This is a genomic window from Paenibacillus elgii NBRC 100335, assembly GCF_004000865.1.
Classification (GTDB): Bacteria; Bacillota; Bacilli; order Paenibacillales; family NBRC-103111; genus Paenibacillus_G; species Paenibacillus_G elgii.
The window spans coordinates 178,875-202,141 of record NZ_BIMB01000002.1 but is presented as its reverse complement, the minus strand read 5'-3'; the positions used below and the strand labels follow the sequence as shown (position 1 = coordinate 202,141).

General features: G+C 55.9%; 20 protein-coding genes. 17 read left to right on the top strand and 3 right to left on the bottom strand.

The features are described 5' to 3' along the window. Positions 1-25 precede the first annotated feature (25 nt). The 13 genes from PEL01S_RS02520 to lplT all read left to right on the top strand — a co-directional run bounded on the left by PEL01S_RS02520 (position 26) and on the right by lplT (position 15,332). The gene (locus PEL01S_RS02520; protein WP_127459132.1) at positions 26-1,129 is read left to right on the top strand and encodes a GerAB/ArcD/ProY family transporter; all 1,104 of its coding nucleotides are present in this window, start codon (positions 26-28) and stop codon (positions 1,127-1,129) included. Continuing rightward, complete coding sequence (locus tag PEL01S_RS02515) at positions 1,126-2,241, top strand: Ger(x)C family spore germination protein (RefSeq protein ID WP_163768543.1); 1,116 nt, start codon at positions 1,126-1,128, stop codon at positions 2,239-2,241. Before PEL01S_RS02520 ends, PEL01S_RS02515 begins: the two co-directional genes overlap by 4 nt. Positions 2,242-2,785: 544 nt before the next feature. Further along, positions 2,786-3,499, top strand: coding sequence for an HAD family hydrolase (locus tag PEL01S_RS02505; protein WP_127459129.1), 714 nt, complete (start codon positions 2,786-2,788; stop codon positions 3,497-3,499). Continuing rightward, entirely contained in the window at positions 3,496-4,365 is an 870-nt protein-coding gene (locus PEL01S_RS02500) for a MurR/RpiR family transcriptional regulator (protein WP_163768540.1), read from the top strand. The genes PEL01S_RS02505 and PEL01S_RS02500 overlap by 4 nt, the downstream gene beginning before the upstream one ends. Continuing rightward, positions 4,362-5,096, top strand: a complete 735-nt coding sequence (locus PEL01S_RS02495; protein ID WP_127459127.1) for an MBL fold metallo-hydrolase — start codon at positions 4,362-4,364, stop codon at positions 5,094-5,096. The genes PEL01S_RS02500 and PEL01S_RS02495 overlap by 4 nt, the downstream gene beginning before the upstream one ends. A gap of 282 nt (positions 5,097-5,378) precedes the next feature. Next, positions 5,379-6,932 (top strand): ABC transporter substrate-binding protein, encoded by a 1,554-nt coding sequence (locus tag PEL01S_RS02490; RefSeq protein ID WP_127459126.1) that lies wholly within the window; start codon positions 5,379-5,381, stop codon positions 6,930-6,932. Positions 6,933-7,046: 114 nt separating this feature from the next. Beyond that, complete coding sequence (locus PEL01S_RS02485; protein ID WP_082866813.1) at positions 7,047-7,988, top strand: ABC transporter permease; 942 nt, start codon at positions 7,047-7,049, stop codon at positions 7,986-7,988. A gap of 12 nt (positions 7,989-8,000) precedes the next feature. Beyond that, the gene (locus PEL01S_RS02480; protein ID WP_127459125.1) at positions 8,001-8,810 is read left to right on the top strand and encodes an ABC transporter permease; all 810 of its coding nucleotides are present in this window, start codon (positions 8,001-8,003) and stop codon (positions 8,808-8,810) included. Positions 8,811-8,824: 14 nt separating this feature from the next. Beyond that, positions 8,825-9,838, top strand: a complete 1,014-nt coding sequence (locus tag PEL01S_RS02475) for an ABC transporter ATP-binding protein (protein ID WP_127459124.1) — start codon at positions 8,825-8,827, stop codon at positions 9,836-9,838. Continuing rightward, entirely contained in the window at positions 9,819-10,802 is a 984-nt protein-coding gene (locus tag PEL01S_RS02470) for an ABC transporter ATP-binding protein (RefSeq protein ID WP_127459123.1), read from the top strand. Before PEL01S_RS02475 ends, PEL01S_RS02470 begins: the two co-directional genes overlap by 20 nt. A gap of 100 nt (positions 10,803-10,902) precedes the next feature. Further along, positions 10,903-11,757 carry a metallophosphoesterase gene (locus tag PEL01S_RS02465; RefSeq protein ID WP_127459122.1) on the top strand — a complete coding sequence of 285 codons (855 nt, stop codon included), beginning with the start codon at positions 10,903-10,905 and terminating at the stop codon, positions 11,755-11,757. Between the two features lie 213 nt (positions 11,758-11,970). Further along, on the top strand, positions 11,971-14,100 hold the full coding sequence (locus PEL01S_RS02460) for an AMP-binding protein (RefSeq protein ID WP_127459121.1): 2,130 nt from the start codon (positions 11,971-11,973) through the stop codon (positions 14,098-14,100). Further along, positions 14,097-15,332, top strand: a complete 1,236-nt coding sequence (gene lplT / locus PEL01S_RS02455) for a lysophospholipid transporter LplT (protein WP_127459120.1) — start codon at positions 14,097-14,099, stop codon at positions 15,330-15,332. The genes PEL01S_RS02460 and lplT overlap by 4 nt, the downstream gene beginning before the upstream one ends. Positions 15,333-15,400: 68 nt before the next feature. On the opposite strand, the gene gerQ is transcribed toward lplT, so the two are convergent. The 3 genes from gerQ to PEL01S_RS02440 form a co-directional block, all read right to left on the bottom strand. Continuing rightward, positions 15,401-15,865, bottom strand: coding sequence for a spore coat protein GerQ (gerQ, locus tag PEL01S_RS02450; RefSeq protein WP_127459119.1), 465 nt, complete (start codon positions 15,863-15,865; stop codon positions 15,401-15,403). Between the two features lie 146 nt (positions 15,866-16,011). Next, entirely contained in the window at positions 16,012-16,881 is an 870-nt protein-coding gene (locus tag PEL01S_RS02445; RefSeq protein ID WP_127459118.1) for a GNAT family N-acetyltransferase, read from the bottom strand. A gap of 67 nt (positions 16,882-16,948) precedes the next feature. After that, positions 16,949-17,782, bottom strand: a complete 834-nt coding sequence (locus PEL01S_RS02440; RefSeq protein WP_127459117.1) for an aldo/keto reductase — start codon at positions 17,780-17,782, stop codon at positions 16,949-16,951. Between the two features lie 238 nt (positions 17,783-18,020). On the opposite strand from PEL01S_RS02440, the gene PEL01S_RS02435 reads away from it, so the two are divergent. From PEL01S_RS02435 to cyoE, 4 genes are all read left to right on the top strand, one after another. Further along, positions 18,021-19,724: a sensor histidine kinase gene (locus PEL01S_RS02435; protein WP_127459116.1), complete on the top strand. Its 1,704-nt coding sequence runs from the start codon at positions 18,021-18,023 to the stop codon at positions 19,722-19,724. Between the two features lie 39 nt (positions 19,725-19,763). Further along, on the top strand, positions 19,764-20,594 hold the full coding sequence (locus PEL01S_RS02430) for a LytR/AlgR family response regulator transcription factor (RefSeq protein WP_127459115.1): 831 nt from the start codon (positions 19,764-19,766) through the stop codon (positions 20,592-20,594). 162 nt (positions 20,595-20,756) lie between these two features. Then, positions 20,757-21,971: a cytochrome P450 gene (locus tag PEL01S_RS02425; RefSeq protein WP_127459114.1), complete on the top strand. Its 1,215-nt coding sequence runs from the start codon at positions 20,757-20,759 to the stop codon at positions 21,969-21,971. A 339-nt stretch (positions 21,972-22,310) separates the two neighbouring features. Then, positions 22,311-23,249, top strand: coding sequence for a heme o synthase (gene cyoE / locus PEL01S_RS02420; protein ID WP_063178074.1), 939 nt, complete (start codon positions 22,311-22,313; stop codon positions 23,247-23,249). Positions 23,250-23,267: the final 18 nt, after the last annotated feature.

The window sequence follows — 23,267 nt, the reverse complement described above, 5'->3', positions numbered from 1 at the left end:
CAATCCGTGAAGCGAGTGATGACGAATGAAAAAGTATGCGTTTAATGACATCACATTGATGCAATATATTTTTCTGATCGCCGGTATTCAATTGGGCGTCGGCTTGCTGCAGCTGCCGCGGGAGCTGGCCGAGCTTGCGGGAACCGACGGCTGGATCGCCCTCTTTATCGGTTTTGCCCTTGCCACCTGCTCCAGTCTAACGATTGTCGCGGTGATGAAACGGCATCCGGACGGGACGCTTTTTGATCTGCTGAAGCGCTACGCGGGGAAGTGGGCGGGACGTGCCGCAGCGGTCCTGACGGCGATGTATTTCGCTTTCTTTTCCTATACCATTATCCTGAGGGCAGTGCTGTTCGTCAGATCGTGGATTTTACCGAAAACGCCGAATTTCGTCATGCTGGTTCTGCTGGCCATCCCGTCGTATTTGCTTGCCCGCGGAGGCATTCGAATTTTGGGCCGCTATGCGGAGCTCGTTTTTTATATTACTTTGTGGATGCCTTTTTTCTATCTCCTTTCTCTGAGAGAAAGCAATTGGCTGTACATGCTTCCTTTGTTTAAAGAGGGCCTGCAGCCGATTCTGCTGGCGGTGAAGCCTACGCTGTTCGCCTTTTTAGGGTTTGAAGCGGCGTTTCTCCTGTATCCGTTTCTCAAATCCAAACAATACGCCTCCCAGGGCATTATTGTCGCCAATGCGCTGACGCTGCTCGTTTACCTGCATGTTACCGTGACCTGCAACGTCTTTTACAGCCCGGATACGATTACCCACTTTAACGAGCCGTCGGTCAATGTGCTCAAAACGATGGAATTCCGGTTTATCGAACGGCTGGAAATCGTTTTTCTCTCTTTCTTTATTATGATCATTTCAACGACATGGCTGCCGGGAATTTACCTGTCTGTTTTCTCAATAAACTGGATATTCGGCAAAGCGGATCACCGTAAGCTGCTTCAGTGGTTCATGCTGCTTCTTGTCGGCAGCGTGCTCTTTGTTAAACCGACATTCAACAAAACCGATCAATGGATTGAAATCATGAACTGGAACGGAGTATTCTTCGGCTATTTATTTCCGTATCTTTTGTGGCTGTACGTATGGCTTCACGATCGTCTGCTGCGGAGGCGAAGGGGAACATGAAGCGATGGGTAAGGGCGGTAGTATTGGCCGTATGCGTAGCGATGTTGACCGGATGCTGGGATCAGGCGAATATCGAGGATTTGACGCTCGGGTTATCGATAGGCATCGACTTGGACGAGAAAGATAACTTGATGGTCTATATGGCTGCTCCCGTGTTCAGTAAAGAAGCGAAGCGAAAAAATGAAGTCTACGAATTCCGCTCCAAGACGATCCGCGTAGCCAGAAACAAATTCGATTCCGTCGTGACAGCCCTTACCGTCGGAGGGAAGTCGCAAATGCTGCTTCTCGGCAAGCGTTTGGTAGAGCAGGCGGATTGGTTTCCTTTGACGGATGTCTTTTTCCGGGACGGGAAGCAAACCGTCAATTCGAAGGTCGTGCTCGTGAACGGCCCGGTATCCGATGTGATCCACCATTATCCCAAGGACAAGCCTCGGCTTTCCCTTCATCTGACCAGGCTGCTCGATAAAAATAACCGGCGAAACTTCACTGTCCGGACGACGATTCAAAAGCTGATCGATCAGAAGTATGAGAAAGGCATGACCATCTCGATATCCGAGCTAAAATTGAGCGAGGAATTCGAGGTGACGGGCACGGCGCTGCTGGATAACAAGGGCAAGTACAAGGGCTCCCTGAATCAACAGGAAAGCTCGTCGCTGCTCATTTTGCAGCGGCGCACGGCAGGCGAGGTTCCGTTCAATATCCATGTCCCGCACGAACAGAAAAGCGGCGTTTTCGCCTCGGATGTTGTGAGCTTCAACGCGGGTGTGGAGAAAGTCAAGATCAAAACGGCTTACAATCAAGGGAAGTTTCGTTTTGATGTCGGCATCCACTTGTCGGGAGCTTTGACGCAGAGACTGTTCCCTTTTGATTTTGCCAAAAAAGGAGGGGAACTGGAAGTCGCGATTGCAAAGCAGTTGGACAAGCAATTCTCGGAGCTGGTGAAAAAATTCCAGAGCCTGAAGGTCGATCCGGTCGGCTTCGGCATCTATGCGCGGGCGCATCAGTATAAGGAATATAAGCAGGTTCAGGAGCAATGGGGAGACGTGTTCGCGAAAGCGGACGTGAACGTCAAGGTCAAGCTGACGCTCAAGAGCAGCGGGGCAACCAAGTGATTCATGCGGCTTTCTGCGAGGAGGAGATGCGCCCCCGAGCTGCCGGACCGGCAGACCCGAGGGAAGGGATCGAACAGCGAATATCCCAAGCCAATAAAGGAACCCAGATGCGCCATGGCGCCTCCAGCAGCCCCGTTCCGAAATATAGAGGAACTCCGATGATCTATTTCCCCACCATGACGGCATAAATCACGGCTATCAGGCACCACCCGTCTTAATAGAGGAAACAGGTTCCTCTATTGCATGGAACGACGACCAAAACCTCTGAATAACGAACGTCAGTTCCTCTGTTTTCAGAAATCTCGGAGGCGTATCCACAGGCTGCAGCAAAAAGGAAGATAGGTGCAGAATCGGAATATTCGGCAGGTCCATGTCCTTAGGCATGGGCCTGCTGCTTTATTTACGCGCTGTCTTCACACCATCTTTGGATTCATTTAACATTGCGCAAACAATCGGAGGATAAAGTGAAGATGTAGAGAATACAACAAAGTGAAGGAAGATGTAGGATTTCCTTCTTGGCGGGTTAACGGAGCGGAGGCAAGGCATGGAAACGACGTTTGTGTGGTTCGATTTGGGATATACGTTGGTTTATTTGGAAAGGGAAACATGGTTTGCGGCCTATTTGGCCGAGCAGGGGATCGCCAAGAAGCTGCGAGAGATCGAGCTGGCCTACCATTATGCGGACAAGCTGTTCATGCGAGAATACCCCGGCGTTCTCGGAAGGGAAGCGGCGACGTTCTTCCCGTGGTACCTCGGCGTGCTGAATTACCGGCTGGGGCTGTGCCTCGATCTGCACGAGCAGTGGGGGCGGTTGAACGAGCTGCGGACGGAACGCCGTTCGCCTTGGGTAGCCTATCCTTATGCGGCCAAAGTGCTGGAGGAGCTGAAGCGGGCGTCCTACGGCATCGGTCTGATCTCCAACTGGGATGCCAGCGCCAGGCAGGTGCTGGCGGATACCGGGCTGCTGCCGTATTTCGACCATGTGATCGTTTCTTCGGAAGTCGGCGTCGAGAAGCCGGACCGGGCCATCTTCGAGCTGGCGCTGCGGCAGGCGGGCGTACGGGCGGAGGAATGCTGCTATGTCGGAGATAATTATTACGACGATGTCGTCGGCTGTCGCGAGGTGGGGATGGATTGCTGTCTGATCAACCGGTTCGGCCGGGTCGGCATCGAAGAGGTGCAGCATGAGCCCGTCCTTGCGTCGGTGCAGGAGCTGCCCGCATATTTGCACAGAAAGGAATGGAAGCACGGCGTATGAGCGTGGAGCGCAAGATCGAGCAAGTATTCGATTCGCTAAGTCCGAGTCAAAAGAAAGCCGCCTACTTTCTGACCAAGGACATCCGTCAGGCGGCCGTGCTGCCGGCCAAAAAGATGGGCGAGCTGGCCGGCGTCAGCGAGGCTACGGTGCACCGGCTCGCGCAGACGCTCGGCTTCGAGGGCTACGCCGCGCTGCAGAGCGAGCTGCAATCGCAGTTTCTGCAGGCGCGTCCCGTGCAGCGGCTGCTGGAGACGGCGCAGGAGGAGCAGGCGACGTGGCTTGACGAGCTGTTCGCGCAGGACATCGACAACCTCCGGGAGACGGCTGCGCTCAAGCAGGAGGCGAAGGTGGAGGAGGCGGTCCGGCTGCTGCTGGGCGCGGAGCGCACGTATACGGCAGGCTGGCGTGCGGGCCTTGCGGTGACGGCGCCGCTCGCCTACATCATGCATTACATGCTCGGCCAGGCCCGGCTGGTGCCGCAAGGCGAGGCGGCAGAATATGCGGCGCATTTCCGGCCGGGGGACGTGCTGCTCGTCTCCGGATTTCCCCGCTACTGCCAGACGACGAGGCACTTGACGGAAGCGGCCAAAGAGAAGGGCGCGCGCATCGTCGCCTTGACGGACTCGCCAGTATCGCCATTTGCCAAGCTGGCCGACGTGTATTTGCTTGCCGCGACCCGCTCGCGGGGCTTTCTCGATTCGTACGTGGCGCCGCTTGCGCTGGCGAACGCTTTGATCAAGAAGATGGCCCAGCTCGACTTGGAGCGGGTCAAGCGCAATATGGTGGAGATGGAACGGAAGTTCCGCATGTTTGAGACGGAATCGTCCGGGTGGACCGGACCGAACGGAAAGGGGACAACGAAATGAAATTGACGATTTTGGGCCCATGGGGCGCTTACCCGGCTGCGGATTCCGCATCGGCGTCGTATTTGATTCAGACGGAGTCGGTCAACGTGCTGCTGGACTGCGGCTCCGGCGCACTCGCCCAGCTCCAGCGGCACCTGCCGCTGGAGGAGCTGGATGCGGTCGTGCTGACGCATTACCATACCGACCATATCGCCGACGTATATTGCCTTCAGCATGCGGCGATGATTCTGATGCAGCTCGGCCGCAGGACGAAACCGATCGAGATCTACGCCCACGACGCGGACCCTGCAGCCTTCGCAACGCTCGCTTACGGAGAGTATATGCACTCGCATGTCATTGCGGTAGGAGATACGCTTACGCTGGGCGATCTGACGTGGACCTTCGGGCATACGACCCATCCCGTTCCGTGCCTCTCCATGCGCATCGAGCACGGGGAGCAGGTGCTTGTGTTTACGGCGGATACCGCTTGGAACGACGATTTGGTGCGGATCGGCCGGAACGCGGACCTGCTGCTTTGCGAAAGCAATCTGTACAACGAGTACTTCGGCAAAATTGGCGGACATCTGACCGCCGGCGAAGCGGGAAAGCTCGCCTCGCAGTGCGGAGCGAAGCGGCTCGTGCTGACGCACCTTCCCCAGTATGGCGATCTCGCCCAGCTTGTCCGGGAGGCGCAGGAGACGTATGAAGGACCGATTGATCTCGCTCGCACGGGCGATCAATACCGGCTGTAGTACGGCCGGAGTGAGTGTTGAGAAAGAGGTGAAAGAGGTGAAAGAGGTGATAGAGGTTACGAGGGGGTGGGGTATCTACTTCCGGTCGCTCTTGTCTGCAGGAAATTTTTATTGGATGCCGCTTAGCGGCGGGTATTTCCCGCAGACAAAGGCGAACGCTACCGCTCCTCCAGTAGATACCCCACCTCCGTATGTTTCTCTACTCCAGTAACCTCTTACTCAACACTTTGTCCGGGCTGTACTACAGCCGGAAGAAATTAAAAATAGAAAAGAGGAGAAACCATGCTAACCGAAAGATTGCGAAGGACCCCCCTGCTGCTTGCTGCTCTGCTGCTGTCCGTCACCGTCCTGTCCGCCTGCGGCTCGGGCGACCCGGCCAAGACGCCGGCGACCGGAGCCGAAGCCTCCAAGGAGCCCATGCAGGGCGGCAGCGTCGTCGTCGCCGTTCCGCAGGACCCGGACTATCTCGACCCGCACCTGGCCGTCGCCTCGGGGACGCAGGAGATGATGTTCAACGTGTTCGAAGGCCTGCTGAAGCCCAACGAAAAAGGGGAGCTGCAGCCCGCGGTCGCACAGGAATACAAGGTTTCTCCCGACGGGCTGACGTATACGTTCACGCTGCGCGACGGCGTCAAGTTCCACAATGGTAAGACGGTGGCGCCGGAGGACGTGAAGTTTTCGTACGAACGGCTGATGGGCAAGGAAACGGGCAAGCCGCTCTCCAGCGCCTTCGCGAACGTTGAAGCCGTCGATACGCCGGACGCCAAGACGGTTACCGTCAAGCTGAAAAAGAACGACGTCTCATTTATGAGCAACTTCACGGCCGCTATTTTGCCGAAGGGATACGACAACCAGAATAAAGCGCCGATCGGCACCGGGCCATTCAAGTTCGTCGAGTTCCAGCCGAACCAGAAGCTCGTCATCGAGAAGAACAAAGACTATTACGTCAAAGGCGTGCCTTACCTCGACAAGGTCGAGTTCCGCATCATGCCGGATGCCGAAGCTTCGTTGCTCGCTTTGAAATCCGGGGACATCGACATGTATCCGCGAATCGGCAACGAGCGCATCGCCGAGCTGGGAGATCAGTTCCGCTACGTGGAAGGCATGCAAAACATGGTCCAGCTCATGACAATGAATATCGCCCGCAAGCCGTTCGACGACCCGCGCGTGCGTCAGGCGGTCAATTACGCGGTGGACACGGATGAAATCATTAAAGTCGTGGCCGACGGCAAAGGAACGAAGCTCGGCTCCAACATGAGCCCGGTCATGCAGAAATATTTTCAGGAAGGTCTGGAATCGACCTACAACATGAACGTGGACAAGGCGAAAAGCCTGCTGGCCGAGGCGGGGCTGAAGGATGGCTTCAGCACGACGATTTCGGTGCCATCCAACTACAAGTTCCATGTCGATACCGCGCAGGTCATTGCGCAGCAGCTCGCAAAGGTCGGCATCACCGCCAAAATCGAAATGGTCGAATGGGCCGTCTGGCTGGACCGGATCTACAAAGGCCGCGACTACGATATGACGATCATCGGGCTGACGGGCAAGCTTGATCCGCACGAGGTGCTGGTACGCTACGCGTCCGACTACAAGTCGAATTTCTACAACTACCATAACCCGGAATACGACAAGCTGATCAAGGCGGCTCAGGTCGAGCTGGACGAAGCCAAACGGGCGCAGCTTTATAAAGACGCGCAAAAACTATTGACCAAAGACGCCGTCGCCGTCTATATCATGGACCCGAACTTCACCGTAGCGATGAAAAAAGAGCTGGACGGCTACAAGCTCTATCCGATTTACGTGCAGGATATGTCCACGATTCACCGTGTGAAGTAACAAGAAGCTGGACTAATGTTGAGTTAAATGGGCGGAGAAATCGGGAAAAACGATCCGCTCGCACCACGGTAAATCAAATGAACCGCCTACTTTTTAGGAAGGAGAGAAAACGACGTGACGTACGCATGGCGGAGAGCCTTCACGTTCGTGCTGACGGTGCTGCTGGTCCTGATGATGACCTTTGCCGTCTTTCGGATCATACCCGGGAACCCGGCTCTGACCATTCTCGGGATGGAAGCGGACGAGGCGCAGGTGGCGGCGCTTGAAGCGAAGCTGGGCACCGACCGTCCGCTCGGGGAGCAATTTGCGAGCTGGCTCGGAGGTGTCGTTTCGGGCGATCTTGGTGAATCGCTCAAGTTTTCCAGGCCGGTCGGGGAGCTCATTCTGGACCGTCTGCCGGTGACAGCGTCGCTCGCGGTGCTGTCCATGGCGATAACGATCGTCATCGCCGTGCCGCTAGGCATTGCGGCGGCCAAGTCCCAGCGCCGGGCATCCGGCTGGTGGATTTCGCTGCTAAGCCAGCTCGGACTAGCCGTTCCGTCGTTTTGGCTCGGCATTTTGCTCGTGCTGCTGTTCGCCTTGACCTTCCGCTGGTTTCCGGCCGGAGGCTACGTCCGCTGGTCGGAGTCGCCGCTGGCGGCGCTGCGCTCCCTGTTCCTGCCTGCGCTGGCCGTCGCGATTCCGCAGGTCGCCGTTGTGGTGCGCTACCTGCGCACCACGATGCTGGAGCAGCTGAAGCAGGACTACGTCCGGACCGGCTACAGCAAGGGACTGAGAGAACGGGCGGTGCTGTACAAGCACGTGCTGAAAAACGCGCTCATTCCCGTCGTTACGGTGATGGGGATGATTTTTGCCGACGTGCTGGGCGGGAGCCTGGTGGTCGAGCAGGTATTCGCGTTGCCAGGGCTCGGAAGGCTGCTCGTTTCCTCGATCGGCGCCCGCGATTTTCCGCTTGTGCAGGGGATGATTTTATTTACGGCTGTAACGGTGATTGCGATCAATTTTGCCGTCGATATGCTGTACCGGGTGCTGGACCCGAGAATTCGGTTGAAGTAGGAGAAGAGCGGCATGACACGAAATCGGAACGTTCATTTGATCGTAGGCGGCGCGTTGGTCGGCGCGATGCTGGCCGTTATGTTGACTAGCTGGTTGTATGTTCCTTACGACGTCAATAGCATGAATCCGGCCGAACGGTTTCTCGCTCCCGGGGCGAAGCACCTGCTCGGAACGGACAATTTCGGGCGGGACATCTTAAGCCGGGTGATGACGGCTTCCCGCACGGCCTTTCAGGTCGGCTTCCTGACCGTTCTGATCGGCGGGGCCGGGGGGCTGCTCGTCGGAGCCGCTGCCGGCTATGCCGGCGGCTGGCTGGACGAAGCGCTGATGCGGCTGATGGACGCGATGATGGCATTCCCCGGGCTGCTGCTGGCGCTCATGCTGGTCGCGGTGTTTCAGCCGAACCTGACCAACACCATTCTGGCGATTGGCCTGATGGCCGTACCCGGGTTCGCCCGCATCGTCCGCAGCGGGTTCGTGCAGTACAAGGAGATGGATTTTGTGAAGGCGGCGCGAGGCATCGGGGCGGGACCGCTCGCCATCGTATTCCGCCACATTTTCCCGAACATCCTGTCGCCGTTCATCGTGGCGGCCACGATGAGCTTCTCGGGGGCGATTCTTGCGGAAGCCGGGCTGAGCTATCTCGGGCTCGGCATTCAGCCTCCCGACCCGAGCTGGGGACGCATGCTGAACGAGGCCCAGAGCTATATTGCGAAAGCGCCGTGGTACACGCTGGCGCCGGGCCTCATGATCACGATGACCGTGCTCGGCTTCAATCTGCTCGGCGACGGGCTGCGCGATTGGAACGACCCGAAACGATGAAGGGGGAACGAACCATGGCCAGAGGAAAAGAGACGCCTCTTTTGAGGCTGGACGAGCTGCATATCGAGCTTCCAACCCGTCAGGGCATGCGCGCCGTGCTCGAAGGGGTATCGCTGTCGGTCGGGCGTGGCGAAATCGTCGGCATCGTAGGGGAATCGGGCTGCGGCAAAAGCATGACGGCCCAAGCCGTCATGGGACTGCTGCCTGCCGGCGCCCGAATCGCGAGCGGTACGATCGACTATGACGGCGCCGAGCTGACACAGCTGTCGCCGGAGGCGATGCGCAGACTGCGGGGCAGGGAGATCGCCATGGTGTTCCAAGACCCGATGACCTCGCTCAATCCGGTATTTACGGTCGGAGAGCAGCTGATGGAAGGGCCGCGATTGCACTTGGCGATGTCCCGCAAAGACGCGTATAATCATAGCGTAGGGATGCTGGAAAAAGTTGGGCTGCCCCGCGCGGAGCAGTTGATGCGCGAATATCCCCACCGGCTGTCCGGCGGGATGCGGCAGCGGGTCATGATTGCGATGGCGCTGGCGTGCCGACCGAAGCTGCTGATCGCCGACGAGCCGACGACGGCGCTCGACGTGACGGTGCAGGCGCAAATTTTGGAGCTGCTGCGGGACTTGAACCGGACGGAAGGCACGTCGGTGCTGCTGATCTCCCACGACCTCGGAGTCATCTCGGAAATGTGCAGCCGTGTGTCCGTCATGTACGCCGGACAGGTGGCGGAGACGGCTCCGGCAGCGGAGCTGTTCCGCTCGCCCGCCCATCCGTACACCGCCGGCTTGCTGCGATCGATCCCTTCGCCGGACAAGCGGGGCGAGGCGCTGTATGCGATCCCCGGGCGCGTGCCTCCGCCGGAGGAGCGCTCCGGAGGCTGCCCGTTCGCCGCCCGGTGCGACCGCGCCGTTGCGGCCTGCTCCGGCGTAAAGCCGGCGAGCCGCTTGATCGCGGACCAGCACGAGGTCCGCTGCTTGCTTGCCGAGGAAGGGAGGCCGTCCGTCCGTGAGTATCAGCTCGCTTGAACGTGAACCGCTGGTGGCGATCGACCGGCTGACGAAGCGTTACCCCGCCGCCGCCGCCGGCTTCGGCAAGCCCAAAGCCTGGGTGAACGCCGTGAACGGCGTCTCCTTCGAGATCCGCAGCGGCGAGACGCTCGGCCTCGTCGGCGAAAGCGGCTGCGGCAAGTCGACGACCGGCCAGCTGCTTGCGCGGCTGCTGGAGCCGACCTCCGGGTCCATCCGCTTTCGCGGACGGGAGCTGGCCACGCTGCGAGGCCGCGAAATACGTGATATGCGCAAGCACATTCAGCTCATCTTTCAAGACCCGTACGCGTCGCTCAATCCGCGGCATACGATCGGCTCGATTCTGGAGGAGCCGCTTCGCGTCCACCGGACCGGATCAAGCGCCGAGCGCAGGCAGCAAGCCCGCGACATGCTGGAGACCGTAGGGCTGGACCGCAGCTATGCCGCCCGGTATCCCCACGAATTGAGCGGCGGCCAGCGGCAGCGCATCGGCATCGCCCGGGCGCTCATGCTGCGCCCATCCTTCGTCGTGGCGGACGAGCCGGTGTCCGCACTTGACGTGTCGGTGCAGTCGCAAATTTTGAATTTGCTCAAGGAGCTGCAGCGGCGCTTCGCGCTGACCACGCTGTTCGTCTCGCACGATCTGAACGTCGTGCAGTACATGAGCGACCGGGTCGCCGTTATGTATCTGGGCACGCTTGTCGAGCTTGCGCCGGCCGAAACCTTGTTTCGCAGCGCGGTACATCCGTACACGCGGGCGCTGATCTCGGCGATTCCGTCCGTCCGTGACGGGGAGCGGCGCGAGCGCATCGTGCTCCGCGGCGAGGTGCCGAGCCCGCTTCATCCGCCTGCGGGCTGCCCGTTTCACACGCGTTGTCCGCAGGCGGTGGCGGAATGCGCCCTCGTGCCGCCGGAGTGGAAGTCCGTCGGCCCGGATCATTACGCTCGCTGCCTGCTGACTTAAGCAGCATTGGTTGGCGGCGGAGCAGAGGGGCGCAGCTTGCCTAAGCCGCCATCACCATCCGATCCGCCCAAGCCTACAGGTGAACAAGGAGGGAACCCTTTTGAACATCGGCATTTTGTCGGATTTGCATATCGATACCAACAACCCCGGCTGCTCCGTTCCGGTCGAGGAGGCGCTCTGTGAAGCGGCGCTTGCGCAGAAGGTGGATCTGCTGCTGATCGGCGGAGACATTTCCAACAACAGCGCCACGACGTTGAAGACGCTCAGGTACATCCGGGAGCGGTTATCCATCCCATGCTTGTTCGTCCCGGGCAATCATGATCTGTGGAACATCCACGACCCGGAACGTACGGCGTGGGATTCGTACCGCGAGCTGCAGGCGTTCGAGGGGAACCTCGCGAACGGCGCTTACATGATCAACGAAGAATGGGCCGTCGTCGGAGATATCGGCTGGTACGATTACTCGTTCGGCGCAGACCGCTACACGAAGGAGGAATTTGACCGGATGTCGCTCGGCGAGCGGACGTGGCAGGACAGCCTGTTTGCCCTGTGGGACCGGCCGACGACGGAGGTCTGCGATTATTTCGTGCAGAAGCTGGACAAGCAGCTAAGTGCGCTTCGGGACAAGAAGGTCATCGTGATGATCCACGTGCTGCCGCACCGTTATTTTACCGTTCCGTACGCGCCCGAGGTGTGGGGCTACTTTAACGCCTTTCTCGGAAGCGAGCAGTACGGGAAGCTGATCGAATCGTACGCTTCCTCCGTGAAGCTGGCCGTCTGCGGCCATGTGCATTACCGGAAAAGCCAAACCTTCGGCAGCACGCTGTACGTATGCAGCTGTCTCGGCTATACCCGGGAATGGTCGAATCCGGGAGACGCGCGGGCCGAGGTTGCAAAGGCGTTGACCGTGATCGAGCTGGCCTCGCTGGAGGAGCGCAGTCCGTTGAATGCATAATTGATCGGTCCATTGTACAGAGGAAGCACCTCTTGCGGCGAAAGCGGTTAGAGGCGCTTCTTTTTTCATTCGTCCGGAATAGGATGCAGTACGCTTCAGGTACTACGCAAAGTTAGTACTACCCGCTTTGTCAAATTCGCGTACAATAAGATTTAAGACCAGGTGCTAGGAACTAATCGCAAAAAACATAAAGCACCGACGGAGGGAATGGCTATGGTATTGGTAAAATGGTTGGCCCGAATCGTACTCAACCTGTTATTTCAAGCGAGATTCAGCGGTTTGGAAAAGCTAGATTTCCGCAAACCGACCATTCTGATCCCGAATCATCTGTCGCTGATCGATGCGGCGCTGCTTGCTACGCGGCTGCCGGAGGAAGTGACGTTCGTCGTGAATACGCGCATTGCCAAAAGGTTCGCCCCGTTGATCCGGTTGCGCAAGCATATTGCCGTCGATCCGATGAATCCGTACTCCGTGAAGCAGATGGTCAAGACGGTGCAAAAAGGGGCTCCGCTCCTCGTATTCCCGGAAGGGCGCGTCAATACCGCGAGCGGCGGCTCGCTCATGAAAATATACAGCGGCGTCGGCTACATTGCACTCCGCACGGGCGCGACGCTGTACCCGATTGCCTTGAACGGCCCGGAACGGTCGAAATTTTCTTACCTGAAGCACAAAATCCGGCAGGTGTGGTTCCCCAAGGTGACCGTGCAGATCGGTGATCCGTTTACCTTGGATTACGACCGCACCCAGTCGATGAAATCGCAAAAGGAACGCGCTGCGGCGCAAATCCAGAAGAAGCTGGAGGCCGAGCTGGTGAGCAGCCGGGTGAAGACCGGGATCAACCTGTTCAACGAACTGCTGACCGCCGGCAAGCATCACGGGTACAATTTCCCGGTGTGCGAGGATATAAGCCAGACGTTTACGTATAAAAAGCTGCTGACCGCTTCCTACGTCTTTGCCAGAAAGCTTGAGGCCGAGCTGAAAGACGAGCCGGGCGTCGCCGTCCTGCTGCCGAATTCCGCCGCCCATCTGCTTGTATTGTTCGCGCTGTTCAAGCTGGATAAACGGCCGGCGATCCTCAACTTTTCGGCCGGGGAAAAGAACATGCGCATCGCCTGCGAAACCGCTTCCGTCCGCACGATTCTGACCTCCAGACAGTTCGTCGATAAGGGAAAGCTGACGCCGGTGATCGAAAGTCTCGGTCAACGGTATCGCGTGCTGTATTTGGAAGACATGAAGGATACGCTCCGTATGAGCGATAAGCTGTCCGGCTTCGGGGATTATCTGCTCAAGCGGAAGGCGGAGGTGAACAATACCGAGATCGTGCTCTTCACCTCCGGCAGCGAAAGCGTCCCCAAAGGGGTCGTGCTGGACCATGCGAACCTGTACGCGAACATGCAGCAGACCCGCACAGTGATGGATATTAACGCTCGGGACGTTTTTTTCAACGCAATGCCGATGTTCCACAGCCTTGGGCTGCTGGTGACAGTGCTTCCGGTGCTGAACGGCGTGAAGGTGTTCCTGTATCCGAGCCCGCTCCACTACAAAGTCATTCCGGAGCTGGCCTACGATCGAAATGCGACGTTTCTGTTCGGCACCTCGACGTTTCTGGCGGCGTACGGCAAAGCGGCGCATCCGTACGATTTTCAATCTCTTCGCTGCGTGATCGCCGGAGCCGAGAAGCTGAAGGACGAAGTCCGGCAGCTGTGGGTCGACAAGTTCCATGTGTGCCCGGTGGAAGGCTACGGCACGACGGAAGCGTCGCCGGTCGTGGCGATGAACACCCGGATGTGGCACCGCAAAGGCACGGTCGGCCAACTGCTCCCGGGCATCGCATATAAGCTGGAGCCGGTGCCGGGGCTGGAAGGCGGCAAGCTGCTGATTCAGGGCCCGAACTTAATGAAGGGCTACCTGCTTCATGAAGAGGGCTTTAAGGCATGCCCTGAATGGTACGATACCGGAGACGTGGTGAAGCTCGACGAAGACGGCTTTGTGACGATCGTGAGCCGGGTGAAGCGGTTCGCGAAGATCGGCGGCGAGATGGTGTCCTTGAACCAAGTGGAAGAGATTGCGGCAAGCTGCTACCGGGACGCGAACGTTGCCGCAGTCAGCGTGCCGGACAGCCGTAAGGGCGAACGCATCATTCTGTTCGTGACCCAGGAAGAGCATCAGATTCAAACGATCAAGCAATTCGTAAAAGATCACGGGCATTCTCAACTCATGACCCCGTCCAAGCTGGTGCGGGTCGAGAAGCTGCCGATTCTGGGCAGCGGCAAGCCGGATTATGTGGCACTCAAGAAGCTGGCTGAAGAGCCGGCGGCAGACGAAGGAGCGAACGCCGTATGAACCTGTGGAACAAATTCAGACTCAAGCCGATCAATGCGCTGCTCGTCTCACAATTTTGGAGCGCGTTCGCCGATAACGCCATTTTGTTCGCGATCATTGAGATGCTGCGGGCCAAGGCGTATCCCGAATCGTATATCGGCAACGTGCAGCAAGCCTTTTTGTTCGCTTACGTCGTTCTGGCGCCGTTCGTCGGCAGCTTCGCCGATAAGCATCCGAAGTCGGTCGTGCTGCTGATCGGCAACGCGCTGAAAGCGCTCGGGATCGTCGGGCTGCTGCTCGGTCTCGAGCCTGCCTTAAGCTACGCCGTAATCGGAATCGGCGCAGCCGTGTACAGTCCGGCGAAGTACGGCATCCTCGGCGAAATTTTGAGCCGCTCCGCCACGGACGCGAAGCAGCTCGATTCCGAGCTGCTCAAGGCAAATGCCAAGATCGAGGGCTATACGATCATCGCCATTCTGGCCGGTACGGTGGGCGGAGGCATTCTGGCGAAGCAGTCGCTGACAGTGTGCATCGTCGCCTGTCTGCTGCTGTACGTGACCGCGCTGCTTTTGTCGCTTTCGATTCCGCGGGTCGCAGGGAACCCGAGCATTCATTACGTTAAAGATTCGATCTTGTTCTTTAAAGACATCGCCCGGCTATTCCGGGACCGGACGGCCCGCTATTGCCTGATCGGCACCAGCTCGTTCTGGATGACGTCGTCGGTCATTCGCGTGGCGGTCATCTCCTGGATTCCGCTGCATCTGGGCATTCACGGGGTCGATCAGATTTCGATGCTGATTGCGGTCACGGCGATCGGCATCATGGTCGGAGCCTTGACCGCTCCCAAGCTGATCCCGGCGCACAAGTACTTGAACGCTTATCTGTACGGCGTCGTGATGGTCGTGCTCATTCTCGTTTTCCCGATGCTGGGCAATTTGTACGTGACGGTGTTCATTTTGCTGGCGGTCGGTTTCGCCGGGGGCGTCTACGTCGTACCGCTGAACTCGGTGCTGCAGAAGGTGGGCAACCCGAAGATCGGCGCAGGCAAAACGATTGCCGTGCAAAACTTGTTCGAGAACGTCCTGATGTTCGCAGGCGTGCGGGCGTATACGCAGGCGACCGCTGCCGGAACAAGTGTGGAGACGTCGATCTACGGCGTCGGGCTGGTGCTTGCGCTGTTCGTGCTGTACCTGGTGTTCCAGGCCGTGATGCTGAAGCGGAGAAGCGCCGGAGTCGCGGATTCCCGCGCATAATCCCCGCATTCGTACGCGAAAAAAAAGATCGGACCCCGCTGCCTGGCAGGACCCGGTCTTTCTTGCGCTTAACGTCCCGGCAGCGGATGTGCGCCGTACGGGTAAGTATACTGAAGCGGTTCGTCAAACGTGATGTAGTCGAGATTGACCATCAGCAGCAAATAGCGCATGCCGGTTTTAGGGTCGCTGATGATGATATGGTCGCGGCCGGCGGCTTCCAGACGTCCTTTGAAAATTTTGGCGTTCCACTGGGTGTTGTTCTCGTACGTCATATACAGCGTAGCGACCTTACCCAGATTGAGGCGCAAAATATTTTCGATGAAGGACTGCTCCATCGGCAGTTGCCCGGGGGTGGTCGGCGCGGCTGCCAACGGTATCGGCTGTCCTGCTGCGGTAATCGAAGAGCCTGCCGGAATCATCGGCGGCACCGCTTGCGCCGTAGGCTGCCCCCCTATCGGGGCGGGGGCAAAGCCGGGGCTTGGGTAACCGGCGCCGTATGGAGTCGGTACTGCTTTGTTCGGATTGTTATACATCGCTCATAATCCTCCTTCAAACTTCGCTTGATTTGGGTCTCGACTGGGCTGGAGCACACCATTCATACTATGGTGTGGGCGAATGTTTGGTGACGGATTTTTTTTGGAATTGGAGAGCGATGATATGCAGCCCGAAAGAAAGCGGGCTAACCGAAAATCTGCGCCGCAATGCTGTAAAGGTTTCCGTTCCGGGGCGGCAAACACGGTGAGTGCAGGACCATGACAGGCGGTTCGGCAACGTTGATGAAGCCGCACACTTCCAATAGCGGGGGAAAAGTAGGATGTTCCGCAGCAACGTCGATCCTTAATTTACCCGGATGCCCGTTTGCCAAAGAATCGACGAGAGCAAGAGCGGTATAGTCGTTCGGTGCCGTTATCGGACCTAACGTTAGATGGACCGGCCCTTGGATGCTTAAACCGAATCCTGCGATCGTGCCGTCCGGGGCTTGGGCGACGAAAGAATGCTCTGCTTGCTTAATCCGGGTTTGCAGGAATCGGGAACGGTCGGCCCCGATGGAGCGGCGGTCCAGCTCGATCACCTCCGGAATATGTTCATGTGTCATGGGGATAAAGCGGACAGCCTCGCGCACCGAGCTCCAAGAGGGCGGCCGATACCGCTCGCATAGCAGCTTGCAGACGCGGGCTGCTTTTTGAAAGCCGAGCTTTTCATACAGAGGCTCGCCCTCTTTTGTCGCGATCAGTTGGATGATCGTATCCGGACTTACGGTAGTTATGCACGTTTGAATCAACGCTTGCCCCAAGCCGAGCCGTCTATATTCCGGATGTACGATAACTAGGCCGATAGAAGCAAGCTGCCGTCCGTAAGGGATAATGGCCGCACTCGCGACGATTTGCCCGCGATTATTTTTGATCCCGTAGATTGTGCCCGAAGCCAGCACTGTTCGCAGCTCGGGCTCGGCATAATCCCACCCGACCGATTCGGATAGCGCAATAAGACCGGAAATATCCGTTTCGGATAGCTTGAGTATGTCCCGTGTCGGGGAAATCGACGTCATTACCAAACATCTTCCTTTCCTACGCAGATGCAAAAAGAGCCCTCGATTCACAAGGGCTCTTCCCGAACTAAAAATCAATATGATCCGGGTCCGGACCGAAGCGATGGTCTTGGTTCAGGCCGTCCAGACGAGCCATATCCTCGTCGGACAAAGTGAAGTCGAAGACATCGATATTCTCGCGGATGCGGCTTTCGCGAATGGATTTCGGAATGGTGACCACCCCGTGCTGCAAATCCCAGCGGAGAATGATCTGCGCCGGCGTTTTGCCGTAGTTGCCCGCAAGCTCGCTCAGCAGCGGCAGATCGAGATTGCCCTGCATCAGCGGACTCCAAGCTTCGAGCTGGATCTTGTGCTCCTTGCAGAACGTCCGCAGCTCCTGCTGAATCAGAAGCGGATGGAACTCCACTTGGTTCACCGCAGGAACGATTTCGCTATCCTGCAGCAAATCCTCCAGATGATGCACTTTGAAATTGCTGACGCCGATCGCCCGAACGAGTCCGTCCTTATACAGCTTTTCGAGCGCCTTCCAAGTTTCCTTATATTTGTCCTTCCCCGGCCAGTGGATGAGGTACAGGTCGATGACCTCGAGCTGCAGCTTCCGCCGGCTTTCCTCGAAAGCCCGAAGCGTGCTGTCATAGCCTTGATCCGCGTTCCATACTTTCGTCGTGACGAACAGTTGGTCGCGCGGAATGCTGCTGGCTTGAATTGCTTGGCCTACCCCGGCTTCGTTGCCGTAGACGGCAGCCGTATCGATGGAGCGGTAACCGGCTTCCAGCGCATGCTGTACGGCATGGACGACCTCGTCGCCTTCCTTGGTTTTCCAGACTCCCAGTCCGAGCCATGGCATGCGGACGCCGTTGTTCAACACCGTAGTGTCGCTGTTTCGCTGAATCGCGGTCATATTCAAATTCCCTCCTTGGACAACTTTCAATCTATTTCATGATAACACAATCAAATGCGGAACGAAAAATTCGCCCGAGCCGTCCGCCGATTGAAAAACTTCGTTATTGAACGGCGGTAATAAAGAGTTTATTATGTAAGTTAAGGAAAATATTAGAATGATACGGTAATCATGTGTATTGCCTTCTTGTTTCTGTTAGAACGTTGGCCGCACTGCATCGGCAGGGAGAGAAATAAACATGAAGCTTCGGACGTCCTTTATCTTGTGGTTTGTCGTACCTGTAACGTGTCTGCTCGCTTTGAGCAACGTCATTTACTATTATACGACGAAACAAATGCTAATGAATAATCACTATAATGAAGTGGAAAGCTTCTCGAGCAATATCAAAGTTTATTTCGAGCATTCCCTGCGGTCCGTCGACTACGCCGAAAAGCTGCTGGCGCAAAATTTGCGTCTGGCGGCCATACTTGCACAAAGCAAGCTGCCTCCGCGTTTGGATCAGGTGAGCAATAAGGAGCTGTCGGAACTAAGCAAGGAACTGGGTGTGTCGGATATTACGCTATTTCAGCGCAGGGGAGACGATATCGTAGCTCTGCGCTCCTCCAATCCCGCTCAACGGAACATATCTTCCAAACAATTTGCCGATTTTTGGTTTCTCGCCTTCAACCAACTGTTGGACGAGAAAAACGTCTCAGTTTCCGAAGGCTACGCGCTTCCCCATTATTGGTCGGGGCCTGTGGACTTTTCATCCTCGGACCCGACCGCGCTCCATAAATTCGGTTACTATCATGACGGCCAGACTGACTATATGATCAACCCGTACTACAGGCAGGAGGATATGGAGGAATATGTGTCGTTGGCTTCTTACATGGACATGATCGAACGTCTGCAGAAAGAAAAACCATTCCTGATCGAAATCACAGGCTTCAATGCCGAGCGTGTCGGAAAAGGAATTTATGAAGTCAAGCAAAATAACCGGTTGATTATTCCTTATCCGAAACGTCAGATCTTTTTTGGTCAGTATACCATGCACTCAGACGATGATGTGGAGCTGATCGGACAGGCATACCAGGATAAAAAGACGATCAGCTATCAGGCAAACGTTCAAGGAAGGGACGTGATCAAAAGCTTTGTGCCTATCGAAACCGGGCTACCGCTGGTGATCGGCCTTGTCTCGGATTACAGCTATATTCAGAGCGAGCTTGACCGGCAATCGGAGCGGCTACTTACGATCAGTGCCGTCTCCTTCCTGATGCTTGGGGCGTTCGTGCTGGTCTTGATCCGGAGAAGCAAGCTTGCAGCGGCTGTCATTTCCGCCGAGAAAATTTATCTTGAAAATATGAACAGCTTGTTTACCGCCATCCGCGGGTTAAATCACGATGTCGGCAATATTGTTAATGCCATTCACGCACATGTGCAAAAGAAGGAATACGACGAGCTGGAAAAAGTAACGCAAGCGTGGGTGAAGGAAGTCGTTGAAATTCAAGATGTCGTTGTGATCCGGCATCCGACGCTATCGGCCATCGTACAATTCGCAGTCAGCGGCGCGATCAAGCAAAAGGTGAAGCTGGAGCATGACATCGCCGTCACGGACGATCTGAAGCTGAACGGAGAGAAATCGCTCGATTTGATCCGCATCGCAACCAATTTAATATCCAATGCGTTTGACGAGACTATGAAGCTGCCGGTGGAGGAACGTCTGGTGCAAGTTGCCGCTTGGACTGCGGGCCGTTTGCTGTACTTCAAAGTATCCAATCGCGGGAGGCAGATCGGCGATGAGGAGCTGCCCCAGCTTCTAAGCGCGGGCTATTCCACAAAGCTTAAGCACGAGGGCCTAGGCTTGCAAGTGGTCAAGGAGCTGGTGCAAAAATATAAGGGGCAGCTGTGGGTAGAAGATTTTGAAAGCGCAGGCGCTACGTTTATGTTCAAAATCCACATTTAGACAATCCAATGAACGATCCATAAGGTGGTGAGCCGGACGTTGAATCAAGGGGAACAACTGACCGCTTTAATTGCGGAAGACGATTTTGCACAAAAGCAGCTTTTAATTCGATTCGCCGAAGAACATCATCTCATCGTCCTCGATACGGTGTCATCGGGCAGCAAGCTGGTGGACAAGTATGTCGAGCTGCAGCCGGACCTCATCCTTACGGATATTAACCTGGACGATATTTCCGGTCTGATGGCTTGCCGACTGATTAAGGCGAAGGGGTACGATCCTTGCATTATTGTGGTCACGGCGCTCACGGACATGAAGTATGCGGAGGAAAGCTTTGAAATCGACTCGCTCTCCCTGATGCTGAAGCCCGTAACCTCCGAACGGTTTAAGAAAAGCTTGGAGAAGGCCAAGAAGCATCTGATGCAGAAAAGAAAGCAGTCGCCCGCTGCCGGATCGAACGACGAACGCTTGATCCGCTGCAAGCAAAAAATATGCGATTTGGATGGGCGAAACATCCAGCGGGAGCTTTACGTCAAGGAGGAGAAAATTGTTTACATCTCCAAGGACTACAAGCAGATTTCGATCAAATGGACGGATTCGAATTCGGTGCAGACGATTCATACCTCCTCCACCCTGAAAGAGCTGAATGCGGCGACTTCGCCGCTTCTCTTCCAGTGCAACAAAAGCCAGCTGGTCAACGTAAGATATATTCAAAAAATTTGCGCCGATCTGATTACGCCGGGCAATTACGAAATCCTGCTGCATGGCGTACCTGAATCCTTGACGCTAAGCCGCAGTTGCTTTGGCCATTTTGAGCAGGCCCGTAAGTTGATGGCGGAAGAAAAAGGCATACACGACGCGGTGTTAAGGTAGTAAGAAGTTCTGATATTTACAAATATAACCTAATTTAATATAATTAGTCATGAATAAACTTTCATTACTTAATAATTTTGTTTTAAACCATCTTTCATCATGGCAGGCCCGTCATTCGTCCGTCGTTGTTTTTGTTTGTAAAAAACGAAGGGAGTGGTAAGTGTGGAGGTCGTGGAAAAGATCGTTTACCCCGATGAGATTACCGGGTTCAGCACGGAGGAGCATCGGTTTGAGCCGTATTCGTGGTATCGGGAGATGAGAACGAGCCATCCGGTTTATTTCGATCCGAAGCAGAAAGTCTGGAATGTCTTTTTATACCGGGACGTGGAGCGGGTATTATCCGATTATCAATTGTTTTCCAGCAAAAACGACCGGAAGCTGTCGTCGTTCCCGGTTATAGGAAAGGAAGAGAGAAGCCTGACCTCAATGGACCCTCCCCTGCATTCCAAAAGACGGGGGCTGGTTGCCAAAGCGTTCACCCCAAAGTCGCTTAAGACATGGGAACCGCGAATTGTTACGGTGGCGCAATACTGGCTGGATCAAATCCGGGAACAGGATACGATCGATCTTGTCTACGATCTGGCCATTCCTCTGCCAGTGACCGTCATTGCGGAGCTGCTGGGCGTTCCGGCGAGCGATTGGAAGCAATTCAAGCTGTGGTCGGATGCCATTATCTCACCGGGCAGCCGCGACACCTATGCCGAAAGCGTGAAGGAAAGGTCGCGGGCGCTGAAGGAAATGGCAGACTACTTGCTGCCTATCATCGGGAAAAAAAGAAGCCGTCCGACGGATGACATCATCTCGGATTTGACGATCGCCGAGCTCGAAGGGGAGCGTTTGAGCGACGAAGAAATTATTCATTTTGGTATTGGGTTGCTTTTTGCCGGGAACGAGACGACGACGAGGCTGATCTCCAATGCGTTCTATTGCTTCCTGATTGACCAGCCTGCCGCTTACCCGCTGCTCAGGAAGGAGTTATCGCTCATTCCGAAGGCGGTGGAAGAAGTGCTGCGCTACCGCTCGCCCGCCCAGTTCATGATGCGCAGAGTTGCGCAGGATACGAATGTGTTCGGTGTGGAAATGAAGGAAGGGGAATCGATTATCGCGTGGATCGGCTCGGCCAACCGCGATGAGGAACATTTTGTTGAAGCGGAGCAGTTCGATTTGAACCGGGCGAATAATCAGCAGCATTTGTCGTTCGGCAAAGGGACCCATTTCTGTCTGGGCGCGCCTCTCGCGAGGATGGAAGCAAGCATCGGCTTGGCCGAATTTATGAAGCGGTATTCCCGGCTGATTTTGCCCGAACAATGGAGCTTGAGTGAAAACCTCGGGCAGAGAGGATTTCTTGCCAAGTTTCCCGTCCGCGTCGAGCGGTAGCGTGCGTGTTTGGTAAGAAACGTTGAGGGTTCCAAGTAATTCCGGTCAATGTCTCCGGTCTTTCCCGGAGGCATTTTTTGTGTGTTTTTCGGGTAGTTCCGGATGACCGTGACCGCTCCTTGTATTTTCCGATGATATGCAAAAAAATATACGCTTAATGTTCGGTGTCTCCAGCGCACAGCAGCTATTGTCTCTAGATGGGGGATTCGACAATATTTTGAACAACGCCATCCGTTGTTGTCAAAAGGTCCGCAGGTTGTTATGATAAAGAGGATCTTTTTAAGAGTGAAGGAAATCACAATTAATTTCGAATTCCTCACACAAGGGGGTTGCATAGAGGTGGAAAAACAGGCAAGCTTGGGGATGGGCGTAGAGACGACAGATGTTGAGGCGGATACCGCTGTCAACTCGCCTGTGACGTGGAGAGATTTTGTGAATCTCGCCAAACCCGGCATTTTATTTTCTAACGCGATTACGGCATTTGGCGGCTTTTGGGTCGCTTCCGGCTGGCATATCCAGTGGGATAAATTGATATATATGCTGCTCGGTACCGTGTTGGTGATGGCGTCCGGCTGCGTGCTGAACAACTATTTGGACCGGGACATGGACAAGAAGATGACCCGGACGCAAAAGCGTGCTACCGCAGTAGGCAGCATTGCTCCGCAGACCGTATTATGGTATGGCATCGTGCTCGGCGTTCTCGGCCTATCGGTGCTGTGGTTCTTAACGAATCCACTTACCGCTCTGCTTGGTTTGCTCGGTTTATTTATTTACGTGTGGATTTATACCGCATGGTTTAAACGGTCATCCGTATGGAGCACATTCGTCGGCAGCTTTTCCGGCGCGATGCCTACGCTGCTTGGCTATTGTGCCGTCCAAGGGCAGATCGATGCCGCGGGGCTTATTCTGTACGGCATTATGTTCCTGTGGCAGCCACCGCACTTCTGGGCGCTTGGCATTCGTCGGATGGAAGAGTACCGCGCAGCTGGCTTCCCGCTTCTGCCGGTAGTCAAAGGGACGTACATTACCAAAATGGCGATGATCCGCTATATCGTGCTGCTCGTACCCGTTTCGCTTTTGCTGTACTGGCTCGGTTACGTAGGAGAGCTTTACTTCTATGGGGCAACGCTTATGGGCTTGTACTGGGCGTTCTTGAGCCTTAAAGGGTTCAAAGCAAAGGATGAAGTGCAATGGGCCAAAAAAATGTTTATTTACTCCATTAACTATTTGACCTTGCTGTATATCATCATGGTTATCAGCACCACTCCATTACCGTAGGGTATTTGCGGACGGTGC